At 70.0% G+C, this 25,805-nt stretch carries 17 protein-coding genes and 1 other RNA gene; 7 read left to right on the top strand and 11 right to left on the bottom strand.

The window, feature by feature from the left end; translation table 11 throughout:
- Positions 1-20 precede the first annotated feature (20 nt).
- From ACZ7OY_RS00300 to ACZ7OY_RS00275, 6 genes are all read left to right on the top strand, one after another.
- Positions 21-1,316: an ABC transporter substrate-binding protein gene (locus tag ACZ7OY_RS00300; protein WP_471909323.1), complete on the top strand. Its 1,296-nt coding sequence runs from the start codon at positions 21-23 to the stop codon at positions 1,314-1,316.
- The gene (locus tag ACZ7OY_RS00295; RefSeq protein WP_471909322.1) at positions 1,313-2,281 is read left to right on the top strand and encodes a carbohydrate ABC transporter permease; all 969 of its coding nucleotides are present in this window, start codon (positions 1,313-1,315) and stop codon (positions 2,279-2,281) included. Before ACZ7OY_RS00300 ends, ACZ7OY_RS00295 begins: the two co-directional genes overlap by 4 nt.
- On the top strand, positions 2,278-3,099 hold the full coding sequence (locus ACZ7OY_RS00290; protein WP_471909321.1) for a carbohydrate ABC transporter permease: 822 nt from the start codon (positions 2,278-2,280) through the stop codon (positions 3,097-3,099). The genes ACZ7OY_RS00295 and ACZ7OY_RS00290 overlap by 4 nt, the downstream gene beginning before the upstream one ends.
- Positions 3,100-3,110: 11 nt before the next feature.
- Positions 3,111-5,378 carry an alpha-xylosidase gene (yicI, locus tag ACZ7OY_RS00285; RefSeq protein ID WP_471909320.1) on the top strand — a complete coding sequence of 756 codons (2,268 nt, stop codon included), beginning with the start codon at positions 3,111-3,113 and terminating at the stop codon, positions 5,376-5,378.
- Positions 5,379-5,394: 16 nt separating this feature from the next.
- A complete protein-coding gene (locus ACZ7OY_RS00280) occupies positions 5,395-6,405 on the top strand; it encodes a LacI family DNA-binding transcriptional regulator (RefSeq protein WP_471909319.1) in 1,011 nt (336 codons plus the stop codon).
- A gap of 76 nt (positions 6,406-6,481) precedes the next feature.
- The gene (locus ACZ7OY_RS00275; protein ID WP_471909318.1) at positions 6,482-9,385 is read left to right on the top strand and encodes a glycoside hydrolase family 3 protein; all 2,904 of its coding nucleotides are present in this window, start codon (positions 6,482-6,484) and stop codon (positions 9,383-9,385) included.
- Between the two features lie 143 nt (positions 9,386-9,528).
- Here the strand turns inward: ACZ7OY_RS00275 and ACZ7OY_RS00270 are convergent, their stop codons facing one another.
- The 8 genes from ACZ7OY_RS00270 to ftsE all read right to left on the bottom strand — a co-directional run bounded on the left by ACZ7OY_RS00270 (position 9,529) and on the right by ftsE (position 21,571).
- Positions 9,529-10,809, bottom strand: a complete 1,281-nt coding sequence (locus tag ACZ7OY_RS00270) for a hypothetical protein (RefSeq protein ID WP_471909317.1) — start codon at positions 10,807-10,809, stop codon at positions 9,529-9,531.
- A gap of 67 nt (positions 10,810-10,876) precedes the next feature.
- Positions 10,877-15,808, bottom strand: coding sequence for a ricin-type beta-trefoil lectin domain protein (locus tag ACZ7OY_RS00265; RefSeq protein ID WP_471909316.1), 4,932 nt, complete (start codon positions 15,806-15,808; stop codon positions 10,877-10,879).
- Between the two features lie 357 nt (positions 15,809-16,165).
- Positions 16,166-17,182 (bottom strand): hypothetical protein, encoded by a 1,017-nt coding sequence (locus ACZ7OY_RS00260; protein WP_471909315.1) that lies wholly within the window; start codon positions 17,180-17,182, stop codon positions 16,166-16,168.
- Between the two features lie 369 nt (positions 17,183-17,551).
- Positions 17,552-17,942, bottom strand: a transfer-messenger RNA (tmRNA) gene (gene ssrA / locus ACZ7OY_RS00255).
- A gap of 133 nt (positions 17,943-18,075) precedes the next feature.
- On the bottom strand, positions 18,076-18,618 hold the full coding sequence (smpB, locus tag ACZ7OY_RS00250) for an SsrA-binding protein SmpB (protein ID WP_471910329.1): 543 nt from the start codon (positions 18,616-18,618) through the stop codon (positions 18,076-18,078).
- Between the two features lie 69 nt (positions 18,619-18,687).
- Positions 18,688-19,857, bottom strand: a complete 1,170-nt coding sequence (locus ACZ7OY_RS00245; RefSeq protein ID WP_471909314.1) for a S41 family peptidase — start codon at positions 19,855-19,857, stop codon at positions 18,688-18,690.
- A 67-nt stretch (positions 19,858-19,924) separates the two neighbouring features.
- A complete protein-coding gene (ftsX, locus tag ACZ7OY_RS00240; RefSeq protein ID WP_152885097.1) occupies positions 19,925-20,845 on the bottom strand; it encodes a permease-like cell division protein FtsX in 921 nt (306 codons plus the stop codon).
- Positions 20,846-20,881: 36 nt separating this feature from the next.
- Positions 20,882-21,571 (bottom strand): cell division ATP-binding protein FtsE, encoded by a 690-nt coding sequence (ftsE, locus tag ACZ7OY_RS00235; RefSeq protein ID WP_351608273.1) that lies wholly within the window; start codon positions 21,569-21,571, stop codon positions 20,882-20,884.
- Between the two features lie 263 nt (positions 21,572-21,834).
- On the opposite strand from ftsE, the gene ACZ7OY_RS00230 reads away from it, so the two are divergent.
- On the top strand, positions 21,835-22,026 hold the full coding sequence (locus ACZ7OY_RS00230) for a hypothetical protein (RefSeq protein WP_152885102.1): 192 nt from the start codon (positions 21,835-21,837) through the stop codon (positions 22,024-22,026).
- 105 nt (positions 22,027-22,131) lie between these two features.
- Here ACZ7OY_RS00230 and ACZ7OY_RS00225 read toward each other — a convergent pair whose 3' ends face one another.
- From ACZ7OY_RS00225 to ACZ7OY_RS00215, 3 genes are all read right to left on the bottom strand, one after another.
- Positions 22,132-22,872, bottom strand: a complete 741-nt coding sequence (locus ACZ7OY_RS00225) for a hypothetical protein (RefSeq protein WP_471909313.1) — start codon at positions 22,870-22,872, stop codon at positions 22,132-22,134.
- A gap of 305 nt (positions 22,873-23,177) precedes the next feature.
- On the bottom strand, positions 23,178-24,281 hold the full coding sequence (prfB, locus tag ACZ7OY_RS00220) for a peptide chain release factor 2 (protein ID WP_469391898.1): 1,104 nt from the start codon (positions 24,279-24,281) through the stop codon (positions 23,178-23,180).
- Between the two features lie 156 nt (positions 24,282-24,437).
- Positions 24,438-25,685, bottom strand: a complete 1,248-nt coding sequence (locus ACZ7OY_RS00215) for a serine/threonine-protein kinase (RefSeq protein WP_471909312.1) — start codon at positions 25,683-25,685, stop codon at positions 24,438-24,440.
- Between the last annotated feature and the right edge of the window lie 120 nt (positions 25,686-25,805).

Below are 25,805 nucleotides of genomic sequence, written 5' to 3'. Positions count from 1 at the left end.
GACTCCCCAGGAGACACGGGATGTTGACGACACGAAGGCGTGTGGTGGCGAGTGCGGTGATCCTGACCGGATCGCTGCTCCTGACCTCCTGCGGCGGCTCCGACGGCGGCTCGTCCGGCGACGGCAAGACCCTGAAACTGTGGCACTACGAAGGCCCGACCAGCGCGATGGGCGTGGCCTGGAACGAGGCCATCAAGGAGTTCGAGGCCTCGCATCCGGGCGTGCAGGTGAAGTACGAGGAGAAGAGCTTCGAACAGATCCAGAAGACCGCCCAGATGGTCCTGAACTCCTCCGACACCCCCGACCTCATGGAGTACAACAAGGGCAACGCGACGGCGGGCCTGCTCTCCAAGCAGGGCCTGCTGACCGACCTGAGCACGGAGGCCGCCAAGCGCGGCTGGGACAAGAAGCTCAGCGCGGGGGTCGCCACCACCAGCCGCTACGACGCCCAGGGCGTCATGGGCTCCGGCAAGTGGTACGGCGTGCCCAACTACGCCGAGTACACGATGGTGTTCTACAACAAGGACCTGTTCGCCAAGTACAAGCTCGCCGAACCCAAGTCGGTCGACGAACTGACCGCCGCCATGGACGTGTTCGTCAAGAACAAGGTGACCCCGCTGGCGAACGCGGGCGCCGAGTACCTCGCCCAGCAGTACCTGTACCAGCTGGCCCTGTCCCAGGCCGACCGCTCCTGGGTCGACTCCTACGAGCTGTACAAGGGCAAGACCGACTTCCACGACCAGGCCTGGACCTACGCGGCGACCACCTTCGCCGACTGGGTGAAGAAGGGCTACATCGCCAAGACGTCCAGCGGCACCAAGGCCGAGGAGGCGGGCGTCTCCTTCATCCAGGGCAAGGCGCCGATCCTGTTCTCCGGCAGCTGGTGGTACGGCCGGTTCCAGCAGGAGGCCAAGTTCGACTGGGGCAGCTTCCTGTGGCCCGGCTCGAACCTGACCCTCGGCTCCGGCGGAAACCTGTGGGTGGTCCCCAAGAACGCCAAGAACAAGGAGCTCGCCTACGACTTCATCGACATCACCATGTCGAAGAAGATCCAGAACCTGCTGGGCAACAAGGGCGGTGTCCCGGTGGCCGCCGACGCGAACGCGGTGACCGACCCGAAGTCCAAGGAGCTCATCACCAACTTCAACACCCTGTCGGGGCGGGACGGCCTGGCCTTCTACCCGGACTGGCCGGTGCCCGGCTTCTACGACGTCCTGGTCTCCGAGACCCAGAAGCTGATCACGGGCAGCGAGGCGCCGGACGCCTACCTCGACGCCCTCCAGAAGGCGTACGACAACGGCGTACCGAAGAAATGACGGTCACCGTCGAACGGGGCGCGCGGGCGGTCGGCAAGGGCGAAGCCCCCCGGCCCCCGCGCCGCCGCCCCCGCGACTCCTACGCGCTGTTCCTCGTCCCGGGCGCGCTCGCCTTCCTCGCGGTCGTCGTCGTGCCGTTCCTGATGAACACCGGTGTGAGCTTCACCGACTGGCAGGGGGTGGGCAGCCCCACGTGGTCCGGGCTCGCCAACTACCGCGAACTGCTCGACGACACCGAGTTCTGGGCGTCGTTCCGGCACAGCCTGTTCATGGTTCTCGCCATGGCGCTCCTGCCGACCGGGCTCGGACTCGTCCTGGCCGCCGCCCTGTTCGACTACGTCGGCAAGCACTTCGGCAGCCGGGTCGCCGCGGTGCTGCGCGCCTGCTTCTACCTGCCGCAGGTGCTGCCGATCGCGGTCGCGGGCATCGTCTGGAGCTGGATCCTCGCCCCCGACAACGGCTCGCTCAACGCCCTGCTGAAGGCGGTGGGCCTGGGCTCCTGGCAGCAGGACTGGCTCGGCGACCCCGACCTCGCTCTCTACAGCGTGATGGGGGTGATGGTGTGGGTGCAGCTCGGCTTCCCGCTGGTGGTCTTCATGGCCGGGCTGCAACGCGTCGACCCCGGGCTGTACGAGGCCGCCGAGCTGGACGGCGCCGGCTGGTGGCGCCGCTTCTGGCACATCACGCTGCCCCAGATCCGGCCGGAGACGTATGTCGTGCTGACCTGGTGCTCGATCGCCGCGCTGAAGGTGTTCGGCGCGGTGTACGTGCTCACCAAGGGCGGTCCGGGCGGCGCGACCGACGTCCCCTCCTACTTCTCCTTCACCACGTTCTTCGAGAAGACCCAGGTCGGCTACGGTGCCGCGATCTCCACCGTGCTCACCGTGATCATCCTCGCCCTCTCGCTGGTCGGACTGAAGCTCCAGACCCGTGCGGAGGACGCGGAGGAAGGGGTGCGGACATGACCGCCCTGCGTCGTTATCCGGTCCTCGTGGCCTTGTGCCTGGCCGCCCTGTTCATGGTCGTGCCCTTCCTGATCGTCGCGCTCAACGCGGTCAAGTCGCCCGCCGAGTACTCCCGGAACGGCCCCCTGAGCCTGCCCGAAGGCCTCTACCTGGACGGCCTGAAGGATTTCTGGGAGCGCGTCGACTACAGCCAGAAGCTGGTCAACTCGGTGCTGATCAGCGGCTGCGTGGCCGTGGGAGCGGCCGTCCTGTCGGTGCTGAACGCGTACGCGATCGGCATCGGCCGGATCAAGGGGCGCACCTGGGTGCTGGCCTTCTTCGTCCTGGCGAACATGCTGCCGCAGGAGGCGCTGGTCTACCCGGTGTACTACCTCTGCAAGCAGGCCGGCCTCTACGACACCCGGCTGAGCGTGATCATCGTGTTCACGGTGATCCAGGCGGCGTTCGGCACGTATCTGCTCTCGTCCGTCCTCGGCCGGTTCCCGCGCGAGATCATCGAGGCGGCCCGGATCGACGGCGCGAGCAAGTGGCAGGTGCTGTGGCGGATCGTCGTCCCGGTCAGCCGCCCCACCATCGGCGTGCTCCTGGTCTTCTTCTTCATCTGGACCTGGAACGAGTTCCTGCTCCCCCTGGTGATGCTGATCTCCAACGACAACCAGACCGTGTCGGTGGCCCTCGGCGTCCTCCAGGGCCAGCGGCTGATGGACGCCACGATGACCAACGCGGCGGCGCTGCTGGGCGTGCTGCCCGCGATCGTGTTCTTCCTCGTCTTCCAGCGGACCCTCACCCGCGGCATCGCCGTGGGTGCCGTCAAGTAAGGACCCCCCACGTGAAGTTCACCGACGGTTACTGGCTGCTGCGCGAGGGCGTCACCGCGGCCCACCCGGTCGAGGTCCTCGATGTCACCGCCACGGCGGGTACCCCCTCCGGGGGAGACACGCTGGAGATCCACGCGCCCACCCAGCCCATCCGCCACCGCGGCGACCTGCTGAAGGGACCGGTCGTGACGATCAGCGCGCACGCGCCGCTGCCCGACGTCATCGGTGTCACCCTCACCCACTTCGAGGGCGAGCAGCCGCGCGGACCGCGGTTCGAGGTGCTCAAGGAGGAGTTCAGCACCCAGATCACCCACGACGACGAGCACGCGGCCCTGACCTCCGGCGCGCTCACCCTGCGGGTGGCCCGCACCGGCCCCTGGCGCGTCGACTTCCTCGCCCACGGCCGGGCGCTCACCGGCAGCGGCCCCAAGGGCATGGGCATCATGCAGGACGCGACGGGCGCCCACTACCTGCGCGAACAGCTGGGACTCGGGGTCGGCACCAGCGTCTACGGCCTCGGCGAACGGTTCGGCCCGCTGGTCAAGAACGGCCAGGTCGTCGACATCTGGAACGCCGACGGCGGCACCGCGACCGAACAGGCCTACAAGAACGTCCCGTTCTATCTGACGAACGCGGGCTACGGCGTCTTCGTCGACCATCCGGGCAAGGTGTCCTTCGAGGTCGGCTCGGAGGCGGTGTCCCGGGTCCAGTTCAGCGTGGAGGCCCAGCAGTTGACGTACTACGTCATCTACGGGCCGACCCCGAAGGACATCCTGCGCAAGTACACGGCCCTGACCGGACGCCCGGCCCTGCCGCCGGCCTGGTCGTTCGGGCTGTGGCTGTCGACGTCGTTCACCACCTCCTACGACGAGGAGACGGTGACGAAGTTCATCGAGGGCATGAGGGACCGCGAACTACCTCTGTCCGTATTCCACTTCGACTGCTTCTGGATGCGCGAGTTCAACTGGTGCGACTTCCGGTGGGATCCGCGGGTGTTCCCCGACCCGGAGGGCATGCTGGCCCGGCTGAAGGAACGCGGGCTGCGCATCAGCGCCTGGATCAACCCGTACATCGCCCAGCGCTCACCGCTGTTCGCGGAGGGCAGGGCGCTCGGGCACCTGCTGCGCCGGCCCGACGGCAGCGTATGGCAGTGGGACCTGTGGCAGCCGGGGATGGCGCTGGTCGACTTCACCAGCCCGGCGGCCCGCGACTGGTACGCGCAGAAGCTGAAGGCACTGCTCGACCAGGGCGTCGACTGCTTCAAGACCGACTTCGGCGAGCGCGTCCCGGTCGACGTGGCCTGGTCCGACGGCTCCGACCCGGAGCGGATGCACAACTACTACCCGTACCTCTACAACCGGACCGTCTTCGACGTGCTGCGCGAACACCGCGGCGAGGGGGAGGCGGTCGTCTTCGCCCGCTCGGCCACGGCGGGCAGCCAGCAGTTCCCCGTGCACTGGGGCGGCGACTGCGAGGCGTCTTACGAGTCGATGGCCGAGTCGCTGCGCGGCGGGCTGTCGCTCGGGCTGTCCGGGTTCGGATACTGGAGCCACGACATCGGCGGCTTCGAGGGGACGCCGTCCCCCGCGCTGTTCAAGCGGTGGATCGCCTTCGGCCTGCTGTCCTCGCACAGCCGGCTGCACGGCAGCTCCTCCTACCGGGTGCCGTGGCTGTTCGACGAGGAGTCGGTGGACGTGCTGCGCCGGTTCACCCGGCTCAAGCTCGCCCTCATGCCCTACCTGTACGACGCGGCCCGCACCGCGCACACCGAGGGCACGCCGGTGATGCGGGCGATGGCGCTGGAGTTCCCGGACGACCCCGGGTGCGCGCACCTGGAGCGGCAGTACATGCTCGGCCCCGACCTGCTGGTCGCGCCCGTCTTCAGCGACGAGGGCGACGTCACCTACTACGTCCCCGAGGGCGACTGGACCGACTTCCTCACCGGGCGGACGGTGAACGGGCCGCGCTGGGTGCGCGAGCGGCACGGCTTCGACAGCGTCCCGCTGCTGGTACGGCCGGGGGCGGTGATCCCGGTGGGCGCGGTGGCCGACCGGCCCGACTACGACTTCGCCGACGGGGTCACCCTGCGGGCGTACGGGCTCCGGCGCGGCGCCCGGGTGACGGTGCGGGCCGGCGACGTGACCTTCACGGTCGTACGGGAGGGTGACACCCTGCGGGCCTCGTGCGAGGACCCCTCGGTGCCGTGGGGCCTGGCGGCCGGCGAGCGGGAGGTACGGGCACCGGCCGGGACGGGATTTCTGACGGTGGAGCTGGACTGACGGTGGAGCTGGACTGATGGTGAAGATCACTGATGTGGCCCGGCACGCCGGGGTCTCCCCCAGCACCGTCTCGTACGCGCTCAGCGGCAAGCGGCCGATCTCCGAGGAGACCCGGCAGCGGGTGGAGGCGTCCATCCGCGAGCTCGGCTACCGCCCGCACGCCGGCGCCCGCGCGCTGGCCAGCAGCCGGTCGAACGTCCTGGCGCTGGTGGTCCCGCTGCGCACCGGGATCCATGTGCCGGTGGTCATGCAGTTCGCCGTGTCGGTGGTGACCACCGCGCGCCGCCACGACCACGACGTCCTGCTGCTGACCCAGGAGGAGGGCGAGGAGGGGCTGCGCAGGGTCGCGGACACGGCGCTGGTGGACGCGCTGATCCTGATGGACGTCCAGCTCCACGACCCCCGGCTGCCCTTGCTGCGCTCTCTGGACCGCCCCTCGGTCATGATCGGTTTCCCGGCCGAGGCCGATGGGCTGACCTGCATCGACCTCGACTTCAAAGCGGCCGGCGAGCTGTGTGTGGAGCATCTGGCGCAGCTCGGGCATCGGGTGGTGGCGCTGGTCGGGTCGCCGCCGGAGGTGTACGTGCGGCAGACGGCGTTCGCGCAGCGCGTGGTCCAGGGGTTCACCGCGGCCGCCGACCGGGGCGGGCTGGCCTCGGCCGTCCACCCGTGCGAGGCCGCGCCCGCCGCGGCCCGCCGGGTCGCGGAACAGCTGCTGCGCGAGCAGCCCGCGCTGACGGGGGTCGTCGTCCACAACGAGGCGGTCCTCGAACCGCTGATCGACGCCTTCGAGCAGCTCGGGCTGCGGGTCCCGGGCGATCTGTCCGTCACCGCGATCTGCCCCGACGAGCTCGCGGAGTCCCTGCGGGTGCCCGTCACGTCCATCGCGCTGCCGTCGGCGGAGGTGGGCGAGCGGGCGGTGGAACTGCTGATGCGGAAGCTGGCCGGGGACGCCGTGCCCGAGGCCACGCTGCTGCCGCCCCGGCTGACCCGGCGGGCGAGCACGGCACCGCGCGACACCCCCTGATCCCACCCCCCGCTGCCACCCCCCTGTTGCCACCCCCTGTGCAAGGCCCTGATCGAACCTTCGAAGGAGCCGCGACATGAAAGGCACGAAGACAAGACGCAGAACCACGCTGGTGGTCGCCCTGGCCCTGATCGCGGGTCTCGGCGCCACCGCCCCCGTCCACGCGGACGACCCCGCTTACCCGTTCCGCGACCCCGGCCGCTCGGTGGACGCCCGGGTCACCGACCTGCTGTCCCGGCTGACGCTCGACGAGAAGATCTCCCTGCTCCACCAGTACGAGCCCGCGATACCGCGCCTGGGCATCCAGTCCTTCCGCACCGGCACCGAGGCGCTGCACGGCGTCGCCTGGCTGGGCAGGGCCACCGTCTTCCCGCAGGCGATCGGACTGGCCTCGACCTGGGACCCCGCGCTGATGGAGCGGGTCGGCTCGGCGGTCGGCGACGAGGCGCGCGGGTTCCAGCAGCAGCGCCCGGCCGGCTGGGGCCTGAACCTGTGGGCGCCCGTGGTCAACCTGCTGCGCGATCCGCGCTGGGGACGCAACGAGGAGGGCTACAGCGAGGACCCCTACCTCACCGGCTCGATCTCCACGGCGTACGGCACCGGGCTGACCGGCGGCGACCCGGACCATCTCAAGACGGCGCCCACGCTGAAGCACTTCCTCGCCAACAACAACGAGGCCCAGCGTGACACCACCTCCTCCGAGCTGCGTCCGCGCGTACTCAAGGAGTACGACGAGCAGGCGTTCAAGCCGGCGATCGAGGCCGACGCGGCCACCGGCGTGATGTCCTCGTACAACCTCGTCAACGGCCGCCCCAACACGGCGAGTCCGGCCCTGGACGACACCGTGCGCACCTGGACCTCGCGGGACCTGCTGAACGTGACCGACGCCTTCGCGCCCGGCAACCTGACGGGCAGCCAGAAGTACTACGGCACCCAGACCGAGGCGGACGCGGCGGCCCTGACGGCCGGCATCGACAGCTTCACCGACAACGACACCGACTCCGCACCGACCACGAACGCGATCAAGTCGGCCCTGTCCACAGGCCTGTTGAAGGAGTCGGACATCGACACCGCCGCCGGGCACGTGCTCGCCGTCCGGGTCCGGCTCGGCGAGTTCGACCCCGGCGGCGGCCGGTACGGCGCCATCGACGCCTCCGTCATCGACAGCCCGGCCCACCGCGAGCTGGCCCGCGAGGCCGCCACCGAGTCCGCGGTGCTGCTGAAGAACGACGGCACGCTGCCGCTGCGGAAGTCCGCGGGCGCGGCCGTGGTCGGCCCGCTCGCCGACACCGTGTACACCGACTGGTATTCCGGCACCCCGCCCTACACGGTCACCCCGAAGGCGGGCATCGAGGCGAAGCTGGGCACCCCGGTCGCCTCCAGCGAGGGCGTGGACCGGATCGCGCTGAAGAACACGGCGACCGGGAAGTACGTCACGGCGGGCACGGACGCGACCGGCGCACCGCTGACGGAGACCGACGGCTCCGGCACCTCCGCCCAGTTCGACCTGTTCGACTGGGGCTCGGGCGTCGTCACCCTGCGCTCGGCCGCCAACGGCAAGTACGTCGGCTACAACTGGTCGAACTTCGTCAACGACCAGACGCAGCCCAACGGCTGGTTCGTACAGCAGCAGTTCAGGCTGGAGCAGCAGGACGACGGCTCGTACCTGCTGCGCTACGCGGGCTACGAGACCGGCGAGTCCTGGTGGTCGAACCCGGTCTACCTCGGCCCGACGGACGCGGCCGGCACGCTCGGCCTGGTGTCCAAGGACTCGGCCGCGCACTACACGAAGGACGTCGTGCGCAGCGGGATCGACGACGCGGTCGCCGCCGTCCGGGGCAAGGACACGGCCGTGGTGGTGGTCGGCTCCATGCCCGCGATCAACGGGCGCGAAGCCCACGACCGCACCGACCTGGGCCTGGCCCCCGCCCAGGAAGCCCTGGTCAAGGCGGTGCGCGCGGCCAACCCGAAGACGGTGGTGGTGGTCGAGAACAGCTACCCGACCACGCTGGGCGCGTTGCAGAAGCAGGTCCCGGCCCTGCTGTGGACCTCCCACGCGGGCCAGGAGACCGGCAACGCGCTGGCCGACCTCCTCTACGGCGACGCGAACCCGGCCGGCCGCCTGACCCAGACCTGGTACGAGTCGGCCGCCGACCTCCCCTCCATCCTCGACTACGACATCATCAAGTCCGGCCGCACCTACCAGTACTTCAAGGGACAGGCCCTCTACCCCTTCGGCTACGGCCTCTCCTACACCACGTTCCGCTACGGCGCCCTGAAGCAGGTGTCCGGCGGCTACGAGCTGAACGTCACCAACACCGGCAGCCGGACGGGCGCCGAGGTGGTCCAGCTCTACGTCCACCAGCGCACGTCCCGCGACAAGCAACCGCTGAAGCAGCTGAAGTCGTTCGCCCGGGTGACGCTGAAGCCGGGCGAGACGAGGACGGTGAAGCTGAGGCTGCGGACCTCGGACCTGGCCCACTGGGACGTCACCCGCTCCAAGTGGGTGGTGGAGACCGGCACGTACGACGTCCTGGCCGGCGCGTCCTCGGCCGACATCCGCGCGCGTGCCGCCCGGCAGGTGAAGGGCGAGACGATCCCGCCCCGGAACCTGTCCTCGCCGACCAGGGCGGAGAACTTCGACGACTACTCCGGCATCGCCCTGGTCGACGAGTCGAAGGCGAGCGGTACGGCGGTGTCGGCGCAGGCGGACGGCGCCTGGCTGAAGTTCGCGGACACGCAACTGGGCTCGGGCGCCTCCCGGTTCACCGCCCGACTGGCAGGTTCCCCCGGCACGGTGGAGATCCACCTGGGCTCCCCGACGGGCCGCCTGGCCGGCACGGCCCACTTCTCCGGCACGGCGTCGCCGTACGACTACACGACGGTCACGACGGACCTCGCGACCACGACAAAGGGACACACCGACGTGTACCTGGTGCTGTCGAAGGGGGTACGGGTGTCTTCGCTCAGCTTGCGCTGATCCCGAGGCCGAAGCGCACGCCGAGGGCCCGCACCTGAATGAGTGCGGGCCCTCTGGCCGCCGCTCCACGGACAACGTCCCGTTTGGCCGGGCGGCGCCCGAAGTGCTCGGCTGACCCGGCGGGAGAGCACGGCTGTGTCGTGTTATCGCGTGATGCGGTGCCCCACCTCTCGGCGCACGTAGTCCTCGTCGTAGCCGAGCCGGGCGGCGAGCGAGGCGAGCCGGGAGTACCGGGTCTCGGTGAGAGAGGCCGCGCAGGCGTCGAGGAGCCGCAGCAGGAGACGGAAGGCGAGGTCGGGGTCGGCCTGCGTTGCCACGTCGCCGATCAGGGCGGCGTCCGTCGGGTCCAGGGCCCCGGCGCTCGCGCGGATCTCGGTCAGAACGGCGTCCGCGAAGTCGGCGCGCGCGGGGCGTGGCTCGGGTGTGTAGGCGGGGTCGACGTCGTTCAGCCGCTCCCGGCACACTGCTGCGATCCGACGCAGCCAGGTCCGTCCGTCGGCGTCGAACTCCTCACCGGCGTGCCGTCGGCGGGAGGCCGTCCTCCACACTGCGGTGATCTCCTCGTGCGTGAGCGGGGAGTCCAAGAGGCTGGTGACGTCGTCCAGCAGGACGGCCGCCTGTGCCCCGGGCACCAGCCCGTTGTCGGCGTGTGCCAGCCCGATGACACGCTCGCGGAGCACCTGCGTGTTCTCGTGGTTCCCCGCGTCCCACTCCGCGTCGAAGAGCCGGGAGAGCTGAGGCAGCCCGAAGCCGAACGTGAAATCCCGCCGGACGGTGTCAAGTGGCGGCCAGCGCACGCTCAGGCCCTCGAAGACGGCGGTGAGGGGGTAGTCCAGCCGGTCGCCGAGCCCCAGGAACCGGCGGTACTGGTCGTACGCCACTCGCACGCCGTACGCCTTCAGGGCGCGCAGCAGCAGCCGCAGACCGAGGTCCGCGTCGGCTTCCCCGACCACCCGCTCCAGTGCGTGCACCAGGTTCGGCACCGGGACCGCGGGTGCCAGGGCGGGCGCGAGCAGGCGGAGTTCGGCCGTCACGGCGTCGCGCAGTTCTTCCTCGGAAACCGCCGAAGGGCCTTGGGAGTCGGCCGGCGGGTGCGGCGGGCAGGCGTCGAGGACACGGCGCAGCCACTCCCGTGTGTCCAGACCGTGCTCGGCCGGGTCGAAGCCGCGCCGGGTCGCGGCCAGCCATACGGCGTGCAGCGTCTCGTCGGGCAGTGGCGACTCCAGCAGCAGCCGTACGTCCCGGCCGAGCCGGACGTCCTCGTCGCGTACCGCCCGTGCGGCGAGCGCCGCCACCGTCGGCTCGTCGACGCGGAACACCGCGCGGTGGCACACGGTCTCCGCCAGAGCGCTCAGCCCGAAGTCCGCCGCGTAGTCGACGTAGTACACCTCGCGGTGCGCCATCACGGAACCTTTCACGGTCACGGGCGCCTCCTGCTGCGAAGGCGCCCGTGACCTCACTCGTATTTCCTGCTTCCTGGTTGCCTCGCCGCTACTCCGGGAGCGGGAAGGCCGTGTAGACGACGTAGTTGGTCGGCCTGTGCGGCTGTACCGGGTCCTTCTTCTTCACATACCTCAGCACGATCCGCACGGTCTTGCCGGAGTCCTCACCGGCCTGGGGACCGCCCCTCCTGAAGACCTTTCCGAGCGGGTTCGGCTCGTTCCTGAGTTCCCACTCGATGGGGAGGCCGTCCCTCTCGGCGTCGAAGTGGTATCCCGGCTGGCCCTGCTTGCGGGCCTCTCTCTCCTTCCAGTCCCGCAGGCGCTTGGCGTTGTCGCCGTGCATCTCCCACTGCCGCATCGCCTCGTCGACGACGCGCGCGGCCGTGGCCTGGTCTCGCCACTTGCCTACGACTCCGATGTCCTGCGCCCTGCTCCAAGCTTGCGCGTCACTGACGTTGACATGCTTCTCGAGCGTGTGCGCCCCCTGGATTCCCTCGTCAGCCACGATGTTCGTGCAGTTGTGGACCAGGATGTCGGTGGCACGGCCGCCCTGCGGACGGACGAAGAAGGTGTGCAGGTGGTCAACGGTGAGGTCGTACACCTCCCGCGGGGCGAGACCGGAACGGTCCCGCAGGGCGGTCACGGTCCGGACGGCCCCCTGAGGGGTGCGCAGCTCGTCGCCGAGGCGCAGGTCGGAGACGACGGTCCAGCCGCGTCCGATGACATACACCCGGTGCCCGGCCGTACTGGTCAGCGCTCCGCCGCCGGCAACGCTGACATCGATCAGACGGTCGGTGTCGTGCCGGAAGGTGTCGGTAACCGGCTGGGCGGTCAGCATGCCGGTACCTGGGTCGCCGGCCAGGACTAGATCCCCGATCCGCACATCCCGGATGGGTCTGCGCGTCCCGTCGGCCATCAGTACCCGGGTCTCGCCGGGAAAGCTGTTGCGGGCGCAGGCCGTGACGATCTCGTCGTAGGCGTGGACGCCCTCCTCAATGCGGGCCAGCGCCGCCGGGTCCACGTCCAGGACTTTGAGTGCCTTGAACGCGTCGGTGACCCCGATGCCGGTCTTCATCGCGGCGTCTAGGGCGCGGATCGCCTCGGCCGCCTTCTCGAAGACCTTGCCCGGAATGAAATTGGACGCGAACCAGGCGCAGCCCGCCACATCGCCGTGGTAGCAGCGGACGGCATCGCCCAGCACGACCTCGTACAGGACCGCGCCGAGCGTGTCCCCGAAGAGGGCCTGCCAGCCGAGCCGGGTGATGTCACCGGCGGTGAAGTGGTGGGTCCACTCCTGCTTCTGGTTCTTGAGAACCTCCGTCTTGAGGAAGACCGTGTCCGACTTCGGGCAGCCGGACTCGGTGGCGGGGACGTCCGGGTTCTCGCAGAAGTAATAGCTGACAGTGACGTCGAGATGGAGTTCGTACGTCACCGTGCAGCCCTGCAGCGTGTAGTCGCAGGGGTTGAGCTGCTTGCCCGGTGCCGCCTCAGTCATCTTGTCGATGATGTAGAAGACACCGCCGACACCGGTCCCGGCGCCGGAAGCGACCTGCTGGTTCGCTCCCTTCCGCTCGGCCTCGTCCGCCGCCTGCTGCGCCGACTCCGCGTACTTCTGGGCGTCCTTCGCCGCCTCCTCGGCCGCGGTGGCCTCGGCGTCGGCTCGGTCGGCCGCCGCTCGGGCGTCCTTCGCGGACTGTTCGGCGGCCGCGGCTGCCGCGCGGGCGGCCGAGGCGTCCTGGGCCGCCTGATCGGCGGAGGAACGGGCGTCCTTGGCGTAGCCCTCGGCGCGTCCGGCCGCCTTGTCGGCGGCGGCCGCGTCCTCGCCCGCCTGCCGGTCGTAGTCGATCGCGCGGGCCAGCGACAGCTGCGCGTCCGCCGCGGCCTTCGCCGCCTCCGACGCGTAGCCGAGGGCCTCCTTCGCCGACTTGCGGGCGTCCGCCGCGTGTCCGGCGGCCTCGGCGGCGATCGTGTACGCCGCCTTCGCGTCGCCGGTCGCCGCGTTGGCCAGGGTCTGCGCCTGCTCGGCGTTCTTCTGCGCGTTGGCCGCGTGCGCCTCCGCGACCGCCTGCTGCTGCTCGGCGATCGACTTCGACGACTGGCCCGTCAGCACGGCCAGACCGGCGGCCGAGTCGGTGGTGACATACGGCGAGCCGAGCTGGATCGCGTCGTTGGCCGGCGCGGCGACCTGCCGGGCGGAAGCGCCCGCGTCCTCCGCGGCCTGCGCGGTGGTGTAGGCGTGACCTGCGGCGTCGGCCGCACCCGCGACCGCCTTGGCGGCCTCCGCCTTCGATGCGTCGGCCTGCTTCTTCGCGTCGGCGGCGCTCTTCTCCGCGTCGTCGGCCAGCTTCACCGCCGTACGAGCCGCGCTCGCGGCCGCCTCGGAGGCCACGATGGCGTCCGCGGCCGCACTGGTCGCCGTGCGCACGGCGGCGTCCGCCTTCGCCTTGGCGGCCTGCGCCGCGTCCGAGTCGGAGCGGGCCCGCTTGGCCGCGGCCTCCGCGCGCGTCGCCGCGGCGTCCGCGTCGGCGGCCGCCTTCGTCGCCGCGTCCGCCTCGGAGCGGGCCGAACCCGCCGCCGCCTCCGCGTCGTCGGCGGCCTTGTCGGCATCGTTCGCCGCCGCCCGCGACTCGGTGGCGTCGTCGGCCGAGTCGTGCGCGTCGGCGTAGGCGTCCTTGGCGTCCGCCTTCGCGCGGGCCGCGTTCGCCTTGCTCTCCGCGTCCCAGGCGTCGTCCCGCTTGCCCTTCGCCCGGTCCCGCGCCGCTTCGGCGTCCTGGCGCTTGCCGCGGGCGGTGGACTCGGACGCCTCCGCCCTGCCCTTGGCATCGGCGGCGGTCTTCGCATAGCCCTCGGCGTTGGACTTGTGCTGCGCGGCCTCCGCCTGCTTGGCCGCGGCGGTCTCCTTCTCCGCCTTCGCGGTGGCCGCCTCGGCCTCCGCCGCCAGCCGCTTGGCATGCGCGGTGGCCGCGGCCGCCTTCGCGTCCGCCTCGGCCTTCAGCGTCTCGGCGAGCTTGGCCCGCGCGGTGTCCCGCGCGTCCTTCGCCGTCTTCGCCTGTACGGCGGCCGCATCCGCGGCGGCCTTCGCCTGGGCGTTCGCCTCCTGCGCGGCGGCCGTACGGAAAGCCGCCTTCGACTGCGCGGCCTGCGTCAGCGCACGGGCGGCGATCGTCTCGCTGTCGCCGGCCGCGGCACGGGTCGCCGCGTACGCGGTGTCACCGGCCTTCGACAGGGCCTCCAGCGCCGCCGCCGACGCCTTCGTCACCTGCGCCTTCTGCTGACCCACCAGCAGACCGCGGCCCCGCGGGGCACCGGCCGCGTCGGCGATCGCGTAGGCGGCCTTCGTGGCGGTGTCCGTGTCGGTGGCCGCCTTCTTCGCGGCAGCGGCCTGCGCCTTGATCAGGTCGAGCTGCTTCTTCGACTCGGCCTGGGCGTCGGCGACGCCCTTCTTCGCCTTGTCGAACTGCGCCTTGGTCGGGTAGTCCAGCTTGTCGGTGCCGTTGTGGCCCGAGGGGGCGATGTCGAACTTCTGCGGGTCGGTGCCCTTGCAGTCCCACATCCGCCCGTCACGGCTGTTGTCGTAGGTCGCGAGGTCGACGCAGTTGGCGGTGCCGGGGTTGTACAGCCGCGTGGTCGTGTGGGTGTTGTACGCCCACTTCTGGGAGGCGCTGCTGTTGCAGGTGTAGATCTGCAGCACGGTGCCGTTGGCGGTGCCGGAGCCCTTCACGTCCAGGCACTTGCCGGAGTTGACGTTGACCAGCGTGTCACCGCTGATCTGCCACTTCTGGCCGGCCGAGCCGTTGCAGGTGTAGATCTGCACCGGGGTGCCGTTGTCCTTCTTGCCGCCGCCGACTTCGAGGCACTTGTCGGTGGCGCCGTGCGCGTGGATGATCATCGGGCTGTCGCCGATCCAGCCGACACCGCCCGCGGACCAGTAGTCCTGCCAGCGGGTGAGATGGTCGGCGATCCAGGACTGACCGAGCATCTCGCCCAGCGCCGAGGCTCCGGCGGCCAGGGACTTGGTGGAGTCACGGTTGGCGTTGAGGATCTGGTTGCGCTGAGCGGCCTGCGCGGCGATCTCCTGCTGCCACTCGCCCGACGCGGCCGCGACCTCCTTGCCGAGGACCTTGTTCGGGTCGGCCGGGGTACGCCAGGCGCAGGAGGCGAAGCGGGTCTTCAGGTCCTCCACGGCCATGCGGTACTCGACGCTGCCCGGCTCGGGAGCCGTACGCGGGAAGCCGCCGGAGGAGAGGAAGATACGGGCGTTGTCGGCGCCGGTCGGCTCCGGGGACCAGTTCACCAGGCTGTCCCATGCCCGGTGTTCTTCGTAGTCCCGGTTCCACGTCGGGAGCGTCGGGTCCGGGTCCTTGCCGTAGAGCGGGGTGCCGAGATCCTTGACCGCTTTGAGGGTCGCGTCGTCGGCGAGCGGGGTCGGGTCCTTGTAGTAGTCGCTCTCGCTCTTCCACCACCGCGCGCCCAGCCACGGGGTGATGCCCACCTGCTCGAAGAAGTCCTGGCCTCGGCCGGCCGTGCCCGGAGGGTCGTTGAAGTCCGCGACGGACTTGAAGCCGCCGGGCGTGGGAAGCCCGGACAGCGGCTTCTGCCACTCCTTGAGTCGGCCATAGAGGTCGATCTTGTCGATGTCGTCGCGGTCCTTCTGGAACGCGGTGCTGAGCGGGGTGGTGTTCCAGTACTCCCGGTCGGCCGCCGTGCGGAGCTTGTCCGGGGTCTGGTTGAGACCGTCCTGCGCGACGCCGTACATGGCGGGGCCGCCCATGCGCAGCACGTCGCTCATCAGGCACTCGTCCTGGCGGAGCTGCTCGGCGGCCTTGGCGTCGAAGCCGTCGTAACTGTCGGCCACCGGGCTGAAGTCGTCGTCCCGGTTGTGGGTCAGCTCCGGCTGCCCGGCGACCGTGGCCAGCACGGCGAGGGCGAGGACGGAGGGCACAAGTCGCGTGAGATAGCCGGTTCTTCGTGTCGGAGACATGGCGAACCATGGTCTGGAGCGCAAAAGAGCATCCGTTCTTCGTGAAGGAAATGTTCTTCGTGAAGGAAGAGGGCAGACCAGGGGGCCCGTTCGAAGAGGTGGAAGTGCCGTGCGCGGGTCAGGCGCAGGCGTTGCTCGATTGCTTCAGGAATCGCGGCATGACGACGAAAGCCTCCCCGTGGCGACGGTGTTCCCCCGGTCGCCGATCGATGTACGCGACAGCGGAGTGGTCAGCTCCACCGAGCGCTGCGGCCACCGGCCCGAAGGCCGACGGCACTTACCGAACGGTAACCACATGTGTGGCGTCTGTGAAGAGCGGGAAAGCGGCGGCTCGGTTGCCTCGGGAGTCCGACGACTTCAGGTGAGCCGTGGAGCGCGGGACGGACCCAGCAGAGCGCGCACCCGATCGGCCCAGACCTGAACTCCCGCAGCAGGCACGGGAGTCGGAGTCCGCAGCACTTCGACGCCGATCCCACGGCAGACCCGGCAGAGTCCTCCCGGCAGTGCTTCCGGGCGACCGGGCACCCCGCAGTCGGTGCACTCCACCAGGTTGCGTGGCGCGCGGGGCTCGCGAGCAGGCGGCTCGGGCGGCATCTTGTCCACGAGCCTTCGCTCGATGAACGCCCGTGGTGAGTAGACGTGCTCGGGAAGACCGGCGGCCAGGGTCCGCGTCAGGTGATCGGGGGTGGACCCACGGTCCAGCCAACAGGCAGCCAGTGGCTCCAGCGCGGCACAGTCGGCGGCCGACAGGGCCAGTCGCGGCTCGTGCAGGCCGAGTCGGGCGAGGGTCGTACGGGCGAGGGAGGGCCGAGCGTCCTCGTGCGGCGGTGGCGGTTCGGCAGGTGCGGGCACGGCGCGGACATCAACGGCGGCATCGCTCTCGGCGTCCGCGTCGGCATCCACGTCATTTCCCGCTTCGTCCTCGGCTACGGCTACGGCTTCGACGTCCCGCACGTCAGAAACCGCGGTCGCGTCACCGTCGAGGAACCGGACCCACCATTCGTTGTCACGTGCGGTACGGGACCAGAAGGTGAGGAAGACCCAGCGCGTACCGGCGATGGAGCCACCAGCCGGCTCCACCCGGTGGCGCACCCTGCGCAGATGCCCGGCCGCGCTCAGCTCGTTGAGCGCGGAGCGCACGGCCTGCTGGCCGTAGAGAGGCTGCGCCTTGGCGATGGTCTTGGCGTCCATGGCCGCGTTCTCGCGGAGACGGTCGAGGAGGCTCGCGAGATACGCCGCGCGGACGGAGAGGTGGTCGAAGTCGCCCCTGCGAGGAGGCGGCTGATCAGGGGCGGAGTGCTTGCCGTAGCCGGGCTTGGCCATCGGATGTACTGCGGGTGCGGACAGCGCGGCGGTACAGTCTTGGGAAGCCATGAGATCGCCTGTTTCGATCTTGGGGTGAGACCCCGGCGGGTGCTGCTAACACCCGACCGGGGTTGTTTGTTGCCGCGAACGTTAGAGGGTCGCGACGCTGTGTCGCAACCCGATCACGAAAAGTCATATGCGCTGGCACGAACGCCACTTGAGGCTCGGAGCCCAGGACGACGGGAGGGTGGGAGGGTGGGAGGAATTCTTTCCACCCATTCCTTGCAAAGGGAACTCGGATCTCGCCACCCGAAGCCCGGAGCTCAGGCCTCGCGGGCGGCGACGTCTGCGAGGCCTGAGCTGTGCGCTCCGTGTGCACCCGAGGCATGACGAAGGCCCCGCCGCTCGAGAGCGGCAGGGCCTTCGTCCACATGGGATGAGTGGAGATGGCGGGAATCGAACCCGCGTCCAACGGTGCAAAAACAGGGCTTCTCCGTGTGCAGTTCGCTGCGCTTTTCTCGGCCCCGGCAATCACGCGAACAAGTCGCCGACGGGCCCAGCCACTGTTTGATTTCCCGTCCGACCCCGTGACCGGGCCGTACGGTTTAGTTCCCTAGATTATGCCAGGATCCGGGTCGGGAACACCCCCGGGCTGACACCCATTAAGGGTCCTTCACTCACTACCTAATTAGGCAGCGAGGGCGAAGGACTGGGAATCGCTCTTAGAGTTGGCGATTATTTTTTTGCGACATATGGTTTACGAGATCATTGCCGCTTCCTCGACACGCTTCCCCTGATTCAACATCCGCTGTCGAAACCGATCATCCCCATGTTGTTTTTTCAATCCCTCCGCAGAGGGCCCCTCCGGGGAGGGCGCGCACCCGCTGTGAGGTGCAGTGCCATCGTACGTGACCGACGCGCACCGATGCCACTGTATTCCCTGCCGGCGCATTACCCGCCCGCTACGCGCCCCTCTGCTTGCGCTTGGCGGCCGCGATCGCGCGGTCGCTCTCCCTGCGGTCCTGCTGCTCGCGCAGCGTCTGCCGCTTGTCGTACTCCTTCTTGCCGCGCGCGAGCGCGATCTCGGCCTTGGCCCGGCCGTCCTTGAAGTACAGGGCGAGGGGCACGATGGTGTGTCCCGTCTCCTGGGCCTTCGACTCCAGCTTGTCGATCTCCTCGCGGTGGAGCAGCAGCTTGCGCTTGCGGCGCACCGAGTGGTTGGTCCAGGTCCCCTGGCTGTACTCGGGGATGTGGGCGTTGTGCAGCCACGCCTCGTGCCCGTCGATCTGCACGAAGCCGTCGACCAGCGAGGCCCGGCCCTGCCGCAGCGACTTCACCTCGGTGCCGGACAGGACGAGACCGGCCTCGTAGGTGTCGACGATCGCGTAGTCGTGCCGGGCCTTCTTGTTCTGCGCGACGATCTTGCGCTTGCCGCCCTTCTCGCCATCCCTGGCTTTGGCGGCCGTCCCCTGCTGCTTCTGCTGGGACTCTTTCGGTACGTACATTCCCTTGGACATAGTGCTTGCCATTTTCGCACTACACAGGGGTGGGATGGAAAGTCGATTCCCGAGAGGTCAGGTGGTGTCGCCCAGACCGCTCAGCACCGTCCGCGCCCGCGCCAGCGCCGCGCCCTCGGCCTCCACGTCGGGTGTGATGCCCGTGCCGTCCACGCCGCGCCCCGACGGAGTGCGGTAGTGCCCGACGGTCAGCTCGGCGACGGAGCCGTCCGGCAGCCTGCTCGGCATCTGCACCGAGCCCTTGCCGAAGGTCCTGGAGCCCACCACGACCGCCCGGCCCCGGTCCTTGAGCGCCCCGGTGAGCAGTTCGGCCGCGCTCATGGTGCCGCCGTCGACGAGCGCGACCAGCGGTCTGGTGGTGTCACCGCCCGGGTCGGCGTGCAGGGCCCGCTGGGCGCCGTTCACGTCGTACGTGGCGACGAGGCCGCCGTCGAGGAACGCGGAGGCGGCGGTGACCGCCTCGGTGACCAGGCCGCCGGAGTTGCCGCGCAGGTCGAGGATGATCCCGGAGCCGGCCGGGGCCTGCCGCACCGCGGCCTGGACGTCGTCGCCGACGCCCTTGGTGAACGCGGCCACCGTGATGACGGTGACGCCGCCCACGGCCTTCTGCACGGTCACGGAGTCGGTGGACAGCGTGGCCCGGCGCAGGGTCCGGGACCAGGTGTGCGTGCCGCGCTCCAGACCGAGGGTGACCTCGGTGCCGGCGGCCGCTTCCGTGGCGTCGCCGCGCAGTAAGGAGACGACCTCGGTGACCGGACGCCCGTCGACCTTCTCGCCGTCGACGCTGCGCAGCCGGTCGCCCTTGGTGATCCCGGCGGAGGACGCCGGGGACCCCGCGGCGACCTTGGTCACCTCGATCCGGCCGTCCCGCTCGCGCCGCGCCCACAGGCCGACGCCGGTGTACTGGCCGTCGAGGGCCTCCTCGAACTCCTGGTACTCCCCCTGCGAGTACACCGCGCCCCAGCGGTCCCCGCTGCGGCTGACGGCGCGCTCGGCGGCCTCCGTGGGGGACTTGCCGGCGGCCATCGCCTCGGCGGCCGCCCTGGCGACGTCCTCGTGGTGGCCGGCGGTGTCGGCCGGTCCGGCCGCGCCCGCGGCGCCGTTCGGGGCGGGGTCGGGGAAGGAGCCCGTGGCCGCACCGGCGGCGAGCACGCTCGCGAACACCAAGGTCAGGGCGGCCCCGCGGCCGAAGCGGCGGGGCTGACAGAACGGGTCACGACCTGACATGGCGGTGAGTCTAGGACAACGCAAAGGGCCGTACGGACGGTTGTCCGTACGGCCCTTTTGGCATGTGTCACACCTTCAGGTACTTGCGCAGCGCGAAAAACGCGGCAAGCGCGGGCATCAGCAGGCTCGTGGCGAGGATCAGCGGAAGCTTGGTGAGGACCGCGTCCCAGCCGATGAAGTTGATCAGATTCAGCTTCTGCGACAGGGCCAGACCGTGATCGATGATGAAGTACCGGGCGACCACCAGGAATCCGCAGGCCACCGTGCCGCCGATGAGTCCGGCGACGGCCGCCTCCATGATGAACGGCGCCTGGATGTAGAAGCCGGAGGCGCCGACGAGCCGCATGATCCCCGTCTCACGCCGGCGGCTGAACGCCGAGACGCGCACGGTGTTGACGATCAGCATCAGCGCGACGACGAGCATCAGCGCCATCACCGCCCGTGCGGCCCAGTTCATGCCGTTGAGCAGCCCGAACAGGTTGTCCAGGATGCCCTTCTGGTCCTGCACGGACTGCACGCCGTCGCGCCCGTCGAAGGCGGTCGCGATGACCTGGTACTTCTCCGGGTCCTTCAGCTTGATCCGGTACGACTCCTGCATCTGGTCCGGCGTGAGGGAGCTGGCCAGCGGGGAGTCGCCGAACTGTTCCTTGTAGTGCTTGTACGCCTCGTCCTGCGACTCGTAGGTGACCTTCTGCACGACCGAGGTCATCTTGTCCAGGTCGGCGAGGATCTGCTTCTTCTGGTCCGAGGTCACGGCGCCCTTGGCGCAGTTGGGGTCGGACTCGGCGTCGCTCTTGTTGCAGAGGAAGACCGAGACGTTGACCTTGTCGTACCAGTAGCCCTTCATGGTGCTCACCTGGTCGCTCATGAGGAGCGAGCCGCCGAACAGGGCGAGCGAGAGGGCGACGGAGACGACGACCGCGAAGGTCATCGTCAGATTGCGGCGGAGACCTACACCGATCTCCGACAGAACGAACTGGGCGCGCATGGCGTCTGGTTGGGCCTTTCGGGGTGGACGGTGCGGTCAGTGCTGGTAGCCGTAGACGCCGCGCGCCTGGTCGCGGACGAGGCGGCCCTGCTCCAGCTCGATGACGCGCTTGCGCATCTGGTCCACGATGTTCTGGTCGTGGGTCGCCATCAGCACCGTCGTACCCGTCCGGTTGATCCGGTCGAGCAGCTTCATGATGCCGACGGAGGTCTGCGGGTCGAGGTTGCCGGTGGGCTCGTCCGCGATCAGCAGCTTGGGCCGGTTCACGAAGGCCCGCGCGATGGCCACGCGCTGCTGCTCACCACCGGACAGCTCGCCCGGCATACGGTCCTCCTTGCCGCCGAGCCCGACCAGGTCGAGCACCTGCGGCACGGACTTGCGGATCTCGCCGGGCGACTTGCCGATGACCTCCTGAGCGAAGGCGACGTTCTCCGCCACCGTCTTGTTCGGCAGCAGCCGGAAGTCCTGGAAGACCGTCCCCAGCTGGCGGCGCATCTGCGGCACCTTCCAGTTGGAGAGGCGTGCGAGATCCTTGCCCAGGACGTGCACCTGCCCGTGGCTGGTCCGCTCCTCGCGGAGAACCAGCCGCAGGAAGGTGGACTTCCCGGAGCCGGAGGACCCCACGAGGAACACGAACTCGCCCTTCTCCACCTCGAGGGAGACATCCCTCAGTGCGGGGCGGGTCTGCTTGGGGTAGACCTTGGAGACATTGTCGAATCGGATCACGGATGCACCACGGGTCGCCGGGGGTAGATGAGCGTGACCATACGCGACCCGGGCGCGCAAGCGCAGGCTCCGGTCATGGTTGCGTGCTGGATGTGTGCTTTTGTGCGGGCGTTTTCCGTCACAGCGGCAGGCCTGCCGGACCGGGTGTCGGGGCAGCATAAAGGGGGCCGCGCCGAATTCGGCGGAACCTGGCACAGTGGGAGGGGAACGTTCTCGCTTCGGAGAACGTTGTGTACGTGAACCGGTGCGAGGAGGGTGAGCGCATGACGTACGACCGGCTGGTGTGCGCGAACTGCGCGGCGCCCGTGAACGAGGGCCGATGCCCCGTGTGCCGCGCGAACCGTGAGCGGCTGCAACAGGAGAACTTCCTCGCAGGCATGAACCCGATGACGCTGATCGCGCTGCTGGCGGTGCTGATCGCGGCGGTGGCGCTGCTCGCGCACCAGACCGTGTAGGCACGGTACGCGGCTCGCACGAAGGGCCCGGAACGATGGCTTCGTTCCGGGCCCTTTCTCATGTCCGTGTACGGGCACGCACGTTCCGTACTGGATCGGTCACCGTCAGACGGCAGCGCCGCCACGGCCGCCCGCGAGACGCGGCAGCACGCGGAAGGCGACACCACCGGCGATCATCGTGGCGGCACCGATCAGCAGGAAAGCGGTCTGGCCGGCACCGGTCTCGGCGAGCTGCTCACCGTTGCTCTGGGCCGCGGTGTTGGACGCCTCCGAGGTGTCGGTGAGGGCCGAGGAGCCCTCCTCCTGCGCGGAGTTGTCGTTGGTGCCGTTGGTGTCGGTGTTCGTGTTGCCACCGGTGGTGCTGGAACCGCCCGTGGAGCTCGAACCGCCGGTGGAGCTGGAACCACCGGTGGAGCTCGAACCGCCGGTGGAGCTGGAGCCACCGTCCGTACCCGTACCGCCGTTGGTGCCCGTACCGCCGTCGGTGCCCGTACCGCCGTCGGTACCGGTGCCGCCGTCCGTACCCGTACCACCGTCCGTGCCCGTACCGCCGTCGGTACCGGTGCCGCCGTCCGTACCCGTACCACCGTCCGTACCCGTACCACCGTCGGTACCGGTGCCGCCGTCCGTACCCGTACCACCGTCCGTACCCGTGCCGCCGTCCGTACCGGTGCCGCCCGAGGTCGAGCAGCTCGGGTCCACCACGATGTCGCAGGGATCGTCGCCGACGGTGGTGACGCCGAGGTCGAGGGCCGAGGCGGCACCGGCCACCGTCAGCGAGGCTCCGGCGGCGATCACGGCGCCCGCGGCTATCCGCGCGAAGCGGATACGCGTCTTCTTGGTCATCTGGTTGCTACCCCCAGTAGCCGATCGTCAGTGAGGGCCGCGTACGGGGGCGGTGATCAACGGGGACGGCTGAGAAGTTCGCCGCGCCCCCGGTTCACATGCGCCCCAGAGATACGCATGCCGCGCTTTACCCTTCCCACTTTTCAAAGCAACGTCAAGGCCGTTGCGCGCGCGATGTCCTCGTACGGGGCCTATGCCGGACCCTGCGGGCGAGAGTGTGACGAAAAGCCCAGTCACAGGGGCGGAAAAAAGGCAACTGCCGCCTGTTCGGCGGCAGTTGCCTTGTCGACAAATCGTTCCGTCGGTTACTTCTCCTGCTGCTTGCGCCAGCGAATCCCGGCTTCGAGGAAGCCGTCGATCTCACCGTTGAACACGGCCTCGGGGTTGCCGACTTCGTATTCGGTGCGCAGGTCCTTGACCATCTGGTACGGGTGCAGGACGTACGAACGCATCTGGTTGCCCCAGGAGCTGCCGCCGTCCTTGAGGGCGTCCATCTTGGCCCGCTCCTCCTGGCGCTGCCGCTCCAGCAGCTTCGCCTGGAGAACGTTCATGGCGGTCGCCTTGTTCTGGATCTGCGACCGCTCGTTCTGGCAGGAGACGACGATGCCGGTGGGGAGGTGGGTCAGCCGGACCGCGGAGTCGGTCGTGTTGACGCCCTGGCCGCCGGGGCCGGACGACCGGTAGACGTCCACCCGCAGCTCGGACTCGTCGATCTCGATGTGGTCGGTCTGCTCGACGACGGGCAGGATCTCCACGCCCGCGAAGGAGGTCTGCCGCCGCCCCTGGTTGTCGAAGGGGGAGATCCGCACGAGACGGTGCGTGCCCTGCTCGACCGAGAGGGTGCCGTAGGCGTACGGGACCTGCACGGCGAAGGTGGTCGACTTGATGCCGGCCTCTTCGGCGTACGACGTCTCGATGAGCTCGGTCTTGTAGCCCTTCTGCTCCGCCCACCGCAGGTACATCCGCTGGAGCTTCTCCGCGAAGTCGGCGGCGTCGACGCCACCGGCCTCGGCGCGGATGTTGACGAGGGCCTCACGGGAGTCGTACTCGCCGGACAGGAGCGTACGGACCTCCATCTCGTCCAGCGCCTTGCGGACGGCGGCGAGCTCGGACTCGGCCTCGGCGCGGGTGTCCGGGTCGTCCTCCTCCTCGGCCATCTCGAAGAGCACGACGAGATCGTCGATCCGTCCGCGCAGCGCCTCCGCCTTCCTGACCTCGGCCTGGAGGTGGGACAGCTTGCTGGTGATCTTCTGCGCCTCGTCCGGGTTGTCCCACAGGGACGGCGCGGCCGCCTGCTCCTCGAGCACGGCGACATCTGCCCTCAGCTTGTCGAGGTCCAGAACGGCCTCGATCGACTCCATGGTCGAGGAGAGGGACTTGAGCTCTTCGGATACATCGACGACTGCCACGCATCCAGCGTAACGGCTCCGCCGGGCGACGAGCGCCGGGGCAGGAGCGAGCCCGCCCCGTCCCGGCCGGGACGGGCCGGTCGACGGGCGGGGCCCCGCGGTCCGGTCCGGTCGGGTCCCGTCCGGTCGGGACGTGTCCTGTCCGGCCCGCTCAGGTCACGGCGTCTGCGGGGCCGAGTGCTTGGAGTCCTGCGGGGGCGTCCCCGCGTCGTCGTCCCCCGCCGTCGCCCACCAGGTGCCGACCCCGACCGCGGCCACGAGGACCACCGCGGCCGTCCCCAGCGTCACCCGGCGTCTGCGCGCCGAGGCCCGGTGGCGCGCGGATCCGGGCCGGGGCGTCCCCACGGCCCGCGGCACGCGCGCCGTGCCCAGGGCGCCGCCCGCGAGCTCGTCCGGGCCCGGCACCCGCATCGAGGTGTGCGTGTCCCGGTTGGAGTCCGGCTTCGCGCCCGGCACCAGGGGTACGGCCCCGCGCCGGCGCACCGCGCGCTCACCGGCGGGCGCGGACGGCTCCCCGGCCTCGTCCGTCGGGGCCTCACCCGGCTCCGCGTCCGGCTCGTCCACGTCGAGCGGCGGCATGCCGGCCAGCGTCGGCAGCTGCTCGCGCAGCCGGGCCGCCAGCTCCGAGGCGCGCAGCCGCGAGGCCGGTGCCTTCGCCAGGCACTGCACCATCAGCTGCCACAGCTCGTCGGGGATGCCCGGCAGCGGCACCACGGTCTCGGTCACGTGCCGGCGCAGCACGGCGCCCGGGTGCCCGCCGCCGAAGGGCGTGAACCCGGCCAGCAGCTCGTACAGCACGGTCGCGAGCGCGTAGATGTCCACCGCCGCCCGCGGCGGCAGCCCCTCGACGATCTCCGGCGCCAGATAGTCCGGCGTTCCGATGATCTTCGTGGCGCGGGTGCGCTTGGGCGAGTCGATCAGTTTGGCGACCCCGAAGTCCGTCAGGAGCGCCGGATGCGCGCCGCCCGGCCCCAGCGGGCCCTGCATGTCCAGCAGGACGTTCTCCGGCTTGACATCACGGTGGACGACCCCGGCGGCGTGCGCGGCCGCGAGCCCCTCCGCCACGTCCGCCACGATGGCCACCGCCGCCTCGGGCGCCAGCCTGCGTTCCCGGTCCAGCCGGGTGCGCAGATCCGTGCCGCGGACGAGATCCATGACCAGTGCGAGGTCGTTCCCGTCGACGACGAGATCCCGCACGGACACCACATGGGGATGTTCGAGGCCCAGCAGCGCCGTGCGCTCCTGGACGAAGCGGCCCACGAGTTCCTCGTCGGACGCGAGGTCCTCGCGCAGCAGCTTGATGGCGACGGGCCCCTCGGGCCCCTCGCCCAGCCACACCGTGCCGGCGCTGCCGCGCCCCAGGATCTGGTGGGCGGCGTACCGGCTGCCGATCTTCCGTGCCAAGGCTGCTCCTACGGACGCGTGTTGTCGCTAAAACTACGCGTCCGGCGAGCCAACCTTCACCGCCGAGGCGGAAATCACCTGTCCGATGTCGACAAATCCCCAGACAGACGGCCGAGGGCC

The sequence above is a fragment of the Streptomyces sp. NPDC107559 genome, assembly GCF_055657365.1.
Note: the sequence above shows the minus strand (reverse complement) of the source record. Positions and strands in the feature narration are given on the sequence as shown.

Coding starts and splice junctions, on each gene's coding strand:
- ACZ7OY_RS00275 (WP_471909318.1), top strand. CDS start 6,482: ATGAAAGGCACGAAGACAAGACGCAGAACCACGCTGGTGGTCGCCCTG.
- ACZ7OY_RS00225 (WP_471909313.1), bottom strand. CDS start 22,872: ATGACCAAGAAGACGCGTATCCGCTTCGCGCGGATAGCCGCGGGCGCC.
- ACZ7OY_RS00295 (WP_471909322.1), top strand. CDS start 1,313: ATGACGGTCACCGTCGAACGGGGCGCGCGGGCGGTCGGCAAGGGCGAA.
- ACZ7OY_RS00230 (WP_152885102.1), top strand. CDS start 21,835: ATGACGTACGACCGGCTGGTGTGCGCGAACTGCGCGGCGCCCGTGAAC.
- ACZ7OY_RS00260 (WP_471909315.1), bottom strand. CDS start 17,182: ATGGCTTCCCAAGACTGTACCGCCGCGCTGTCCGCACCCGCAGTACAT.
- ftsX (WP_152885097.1), bottom strand. CDS start 20,845: ATGCGCGCCCAGTTCGTTCTGTCGGAGATCGGTGTAGGTCTCCGCCGC.
- ACZ7OY_RS00300 (WP_471909323.1), top strand. CDS start 21: ATGTTGACGACACGAAGGCGTGTGGTGGCGAGTGCGGTGATCCTGACC.
- smpB (WP_471910329.1), bottom strand. CDS start 18,618: ATGTACGTACCGAAAGAGTCCCAGCAGAAGCAGCAGGGGACGGCCGCC.
- ACZ7OY_RS00245 (WP_471909314.1), bottom strand. CDS start 19,857: ATGTCAGGTCGTGACCCGTTCTGTCAGCCCCGCCGCTTCGGCCGCGGG.
- ACZ7OY_RS00280 (WP_471909319.1), top strand. CDS start 5,395: ATGGTGAAGATCACTGATGTGGCCCGGCACGCCGGGGTCTCCCCCAGC.
- ACZ7OY_RS00290 (WP_471909321.1), top strand. CDS start 2,278: ATGACCGCCCTGCGTCGTTATCCGGTCCTCGTGGCCTTGTGCCTGGCC.
- ACZ7OY_RS00265 (WP_471909316.1), bottom strand. CDS start 15,808: ATGTCTCCGACACGAAGAACCGGCTATCTCACGCGACTTGTGCCCTCC.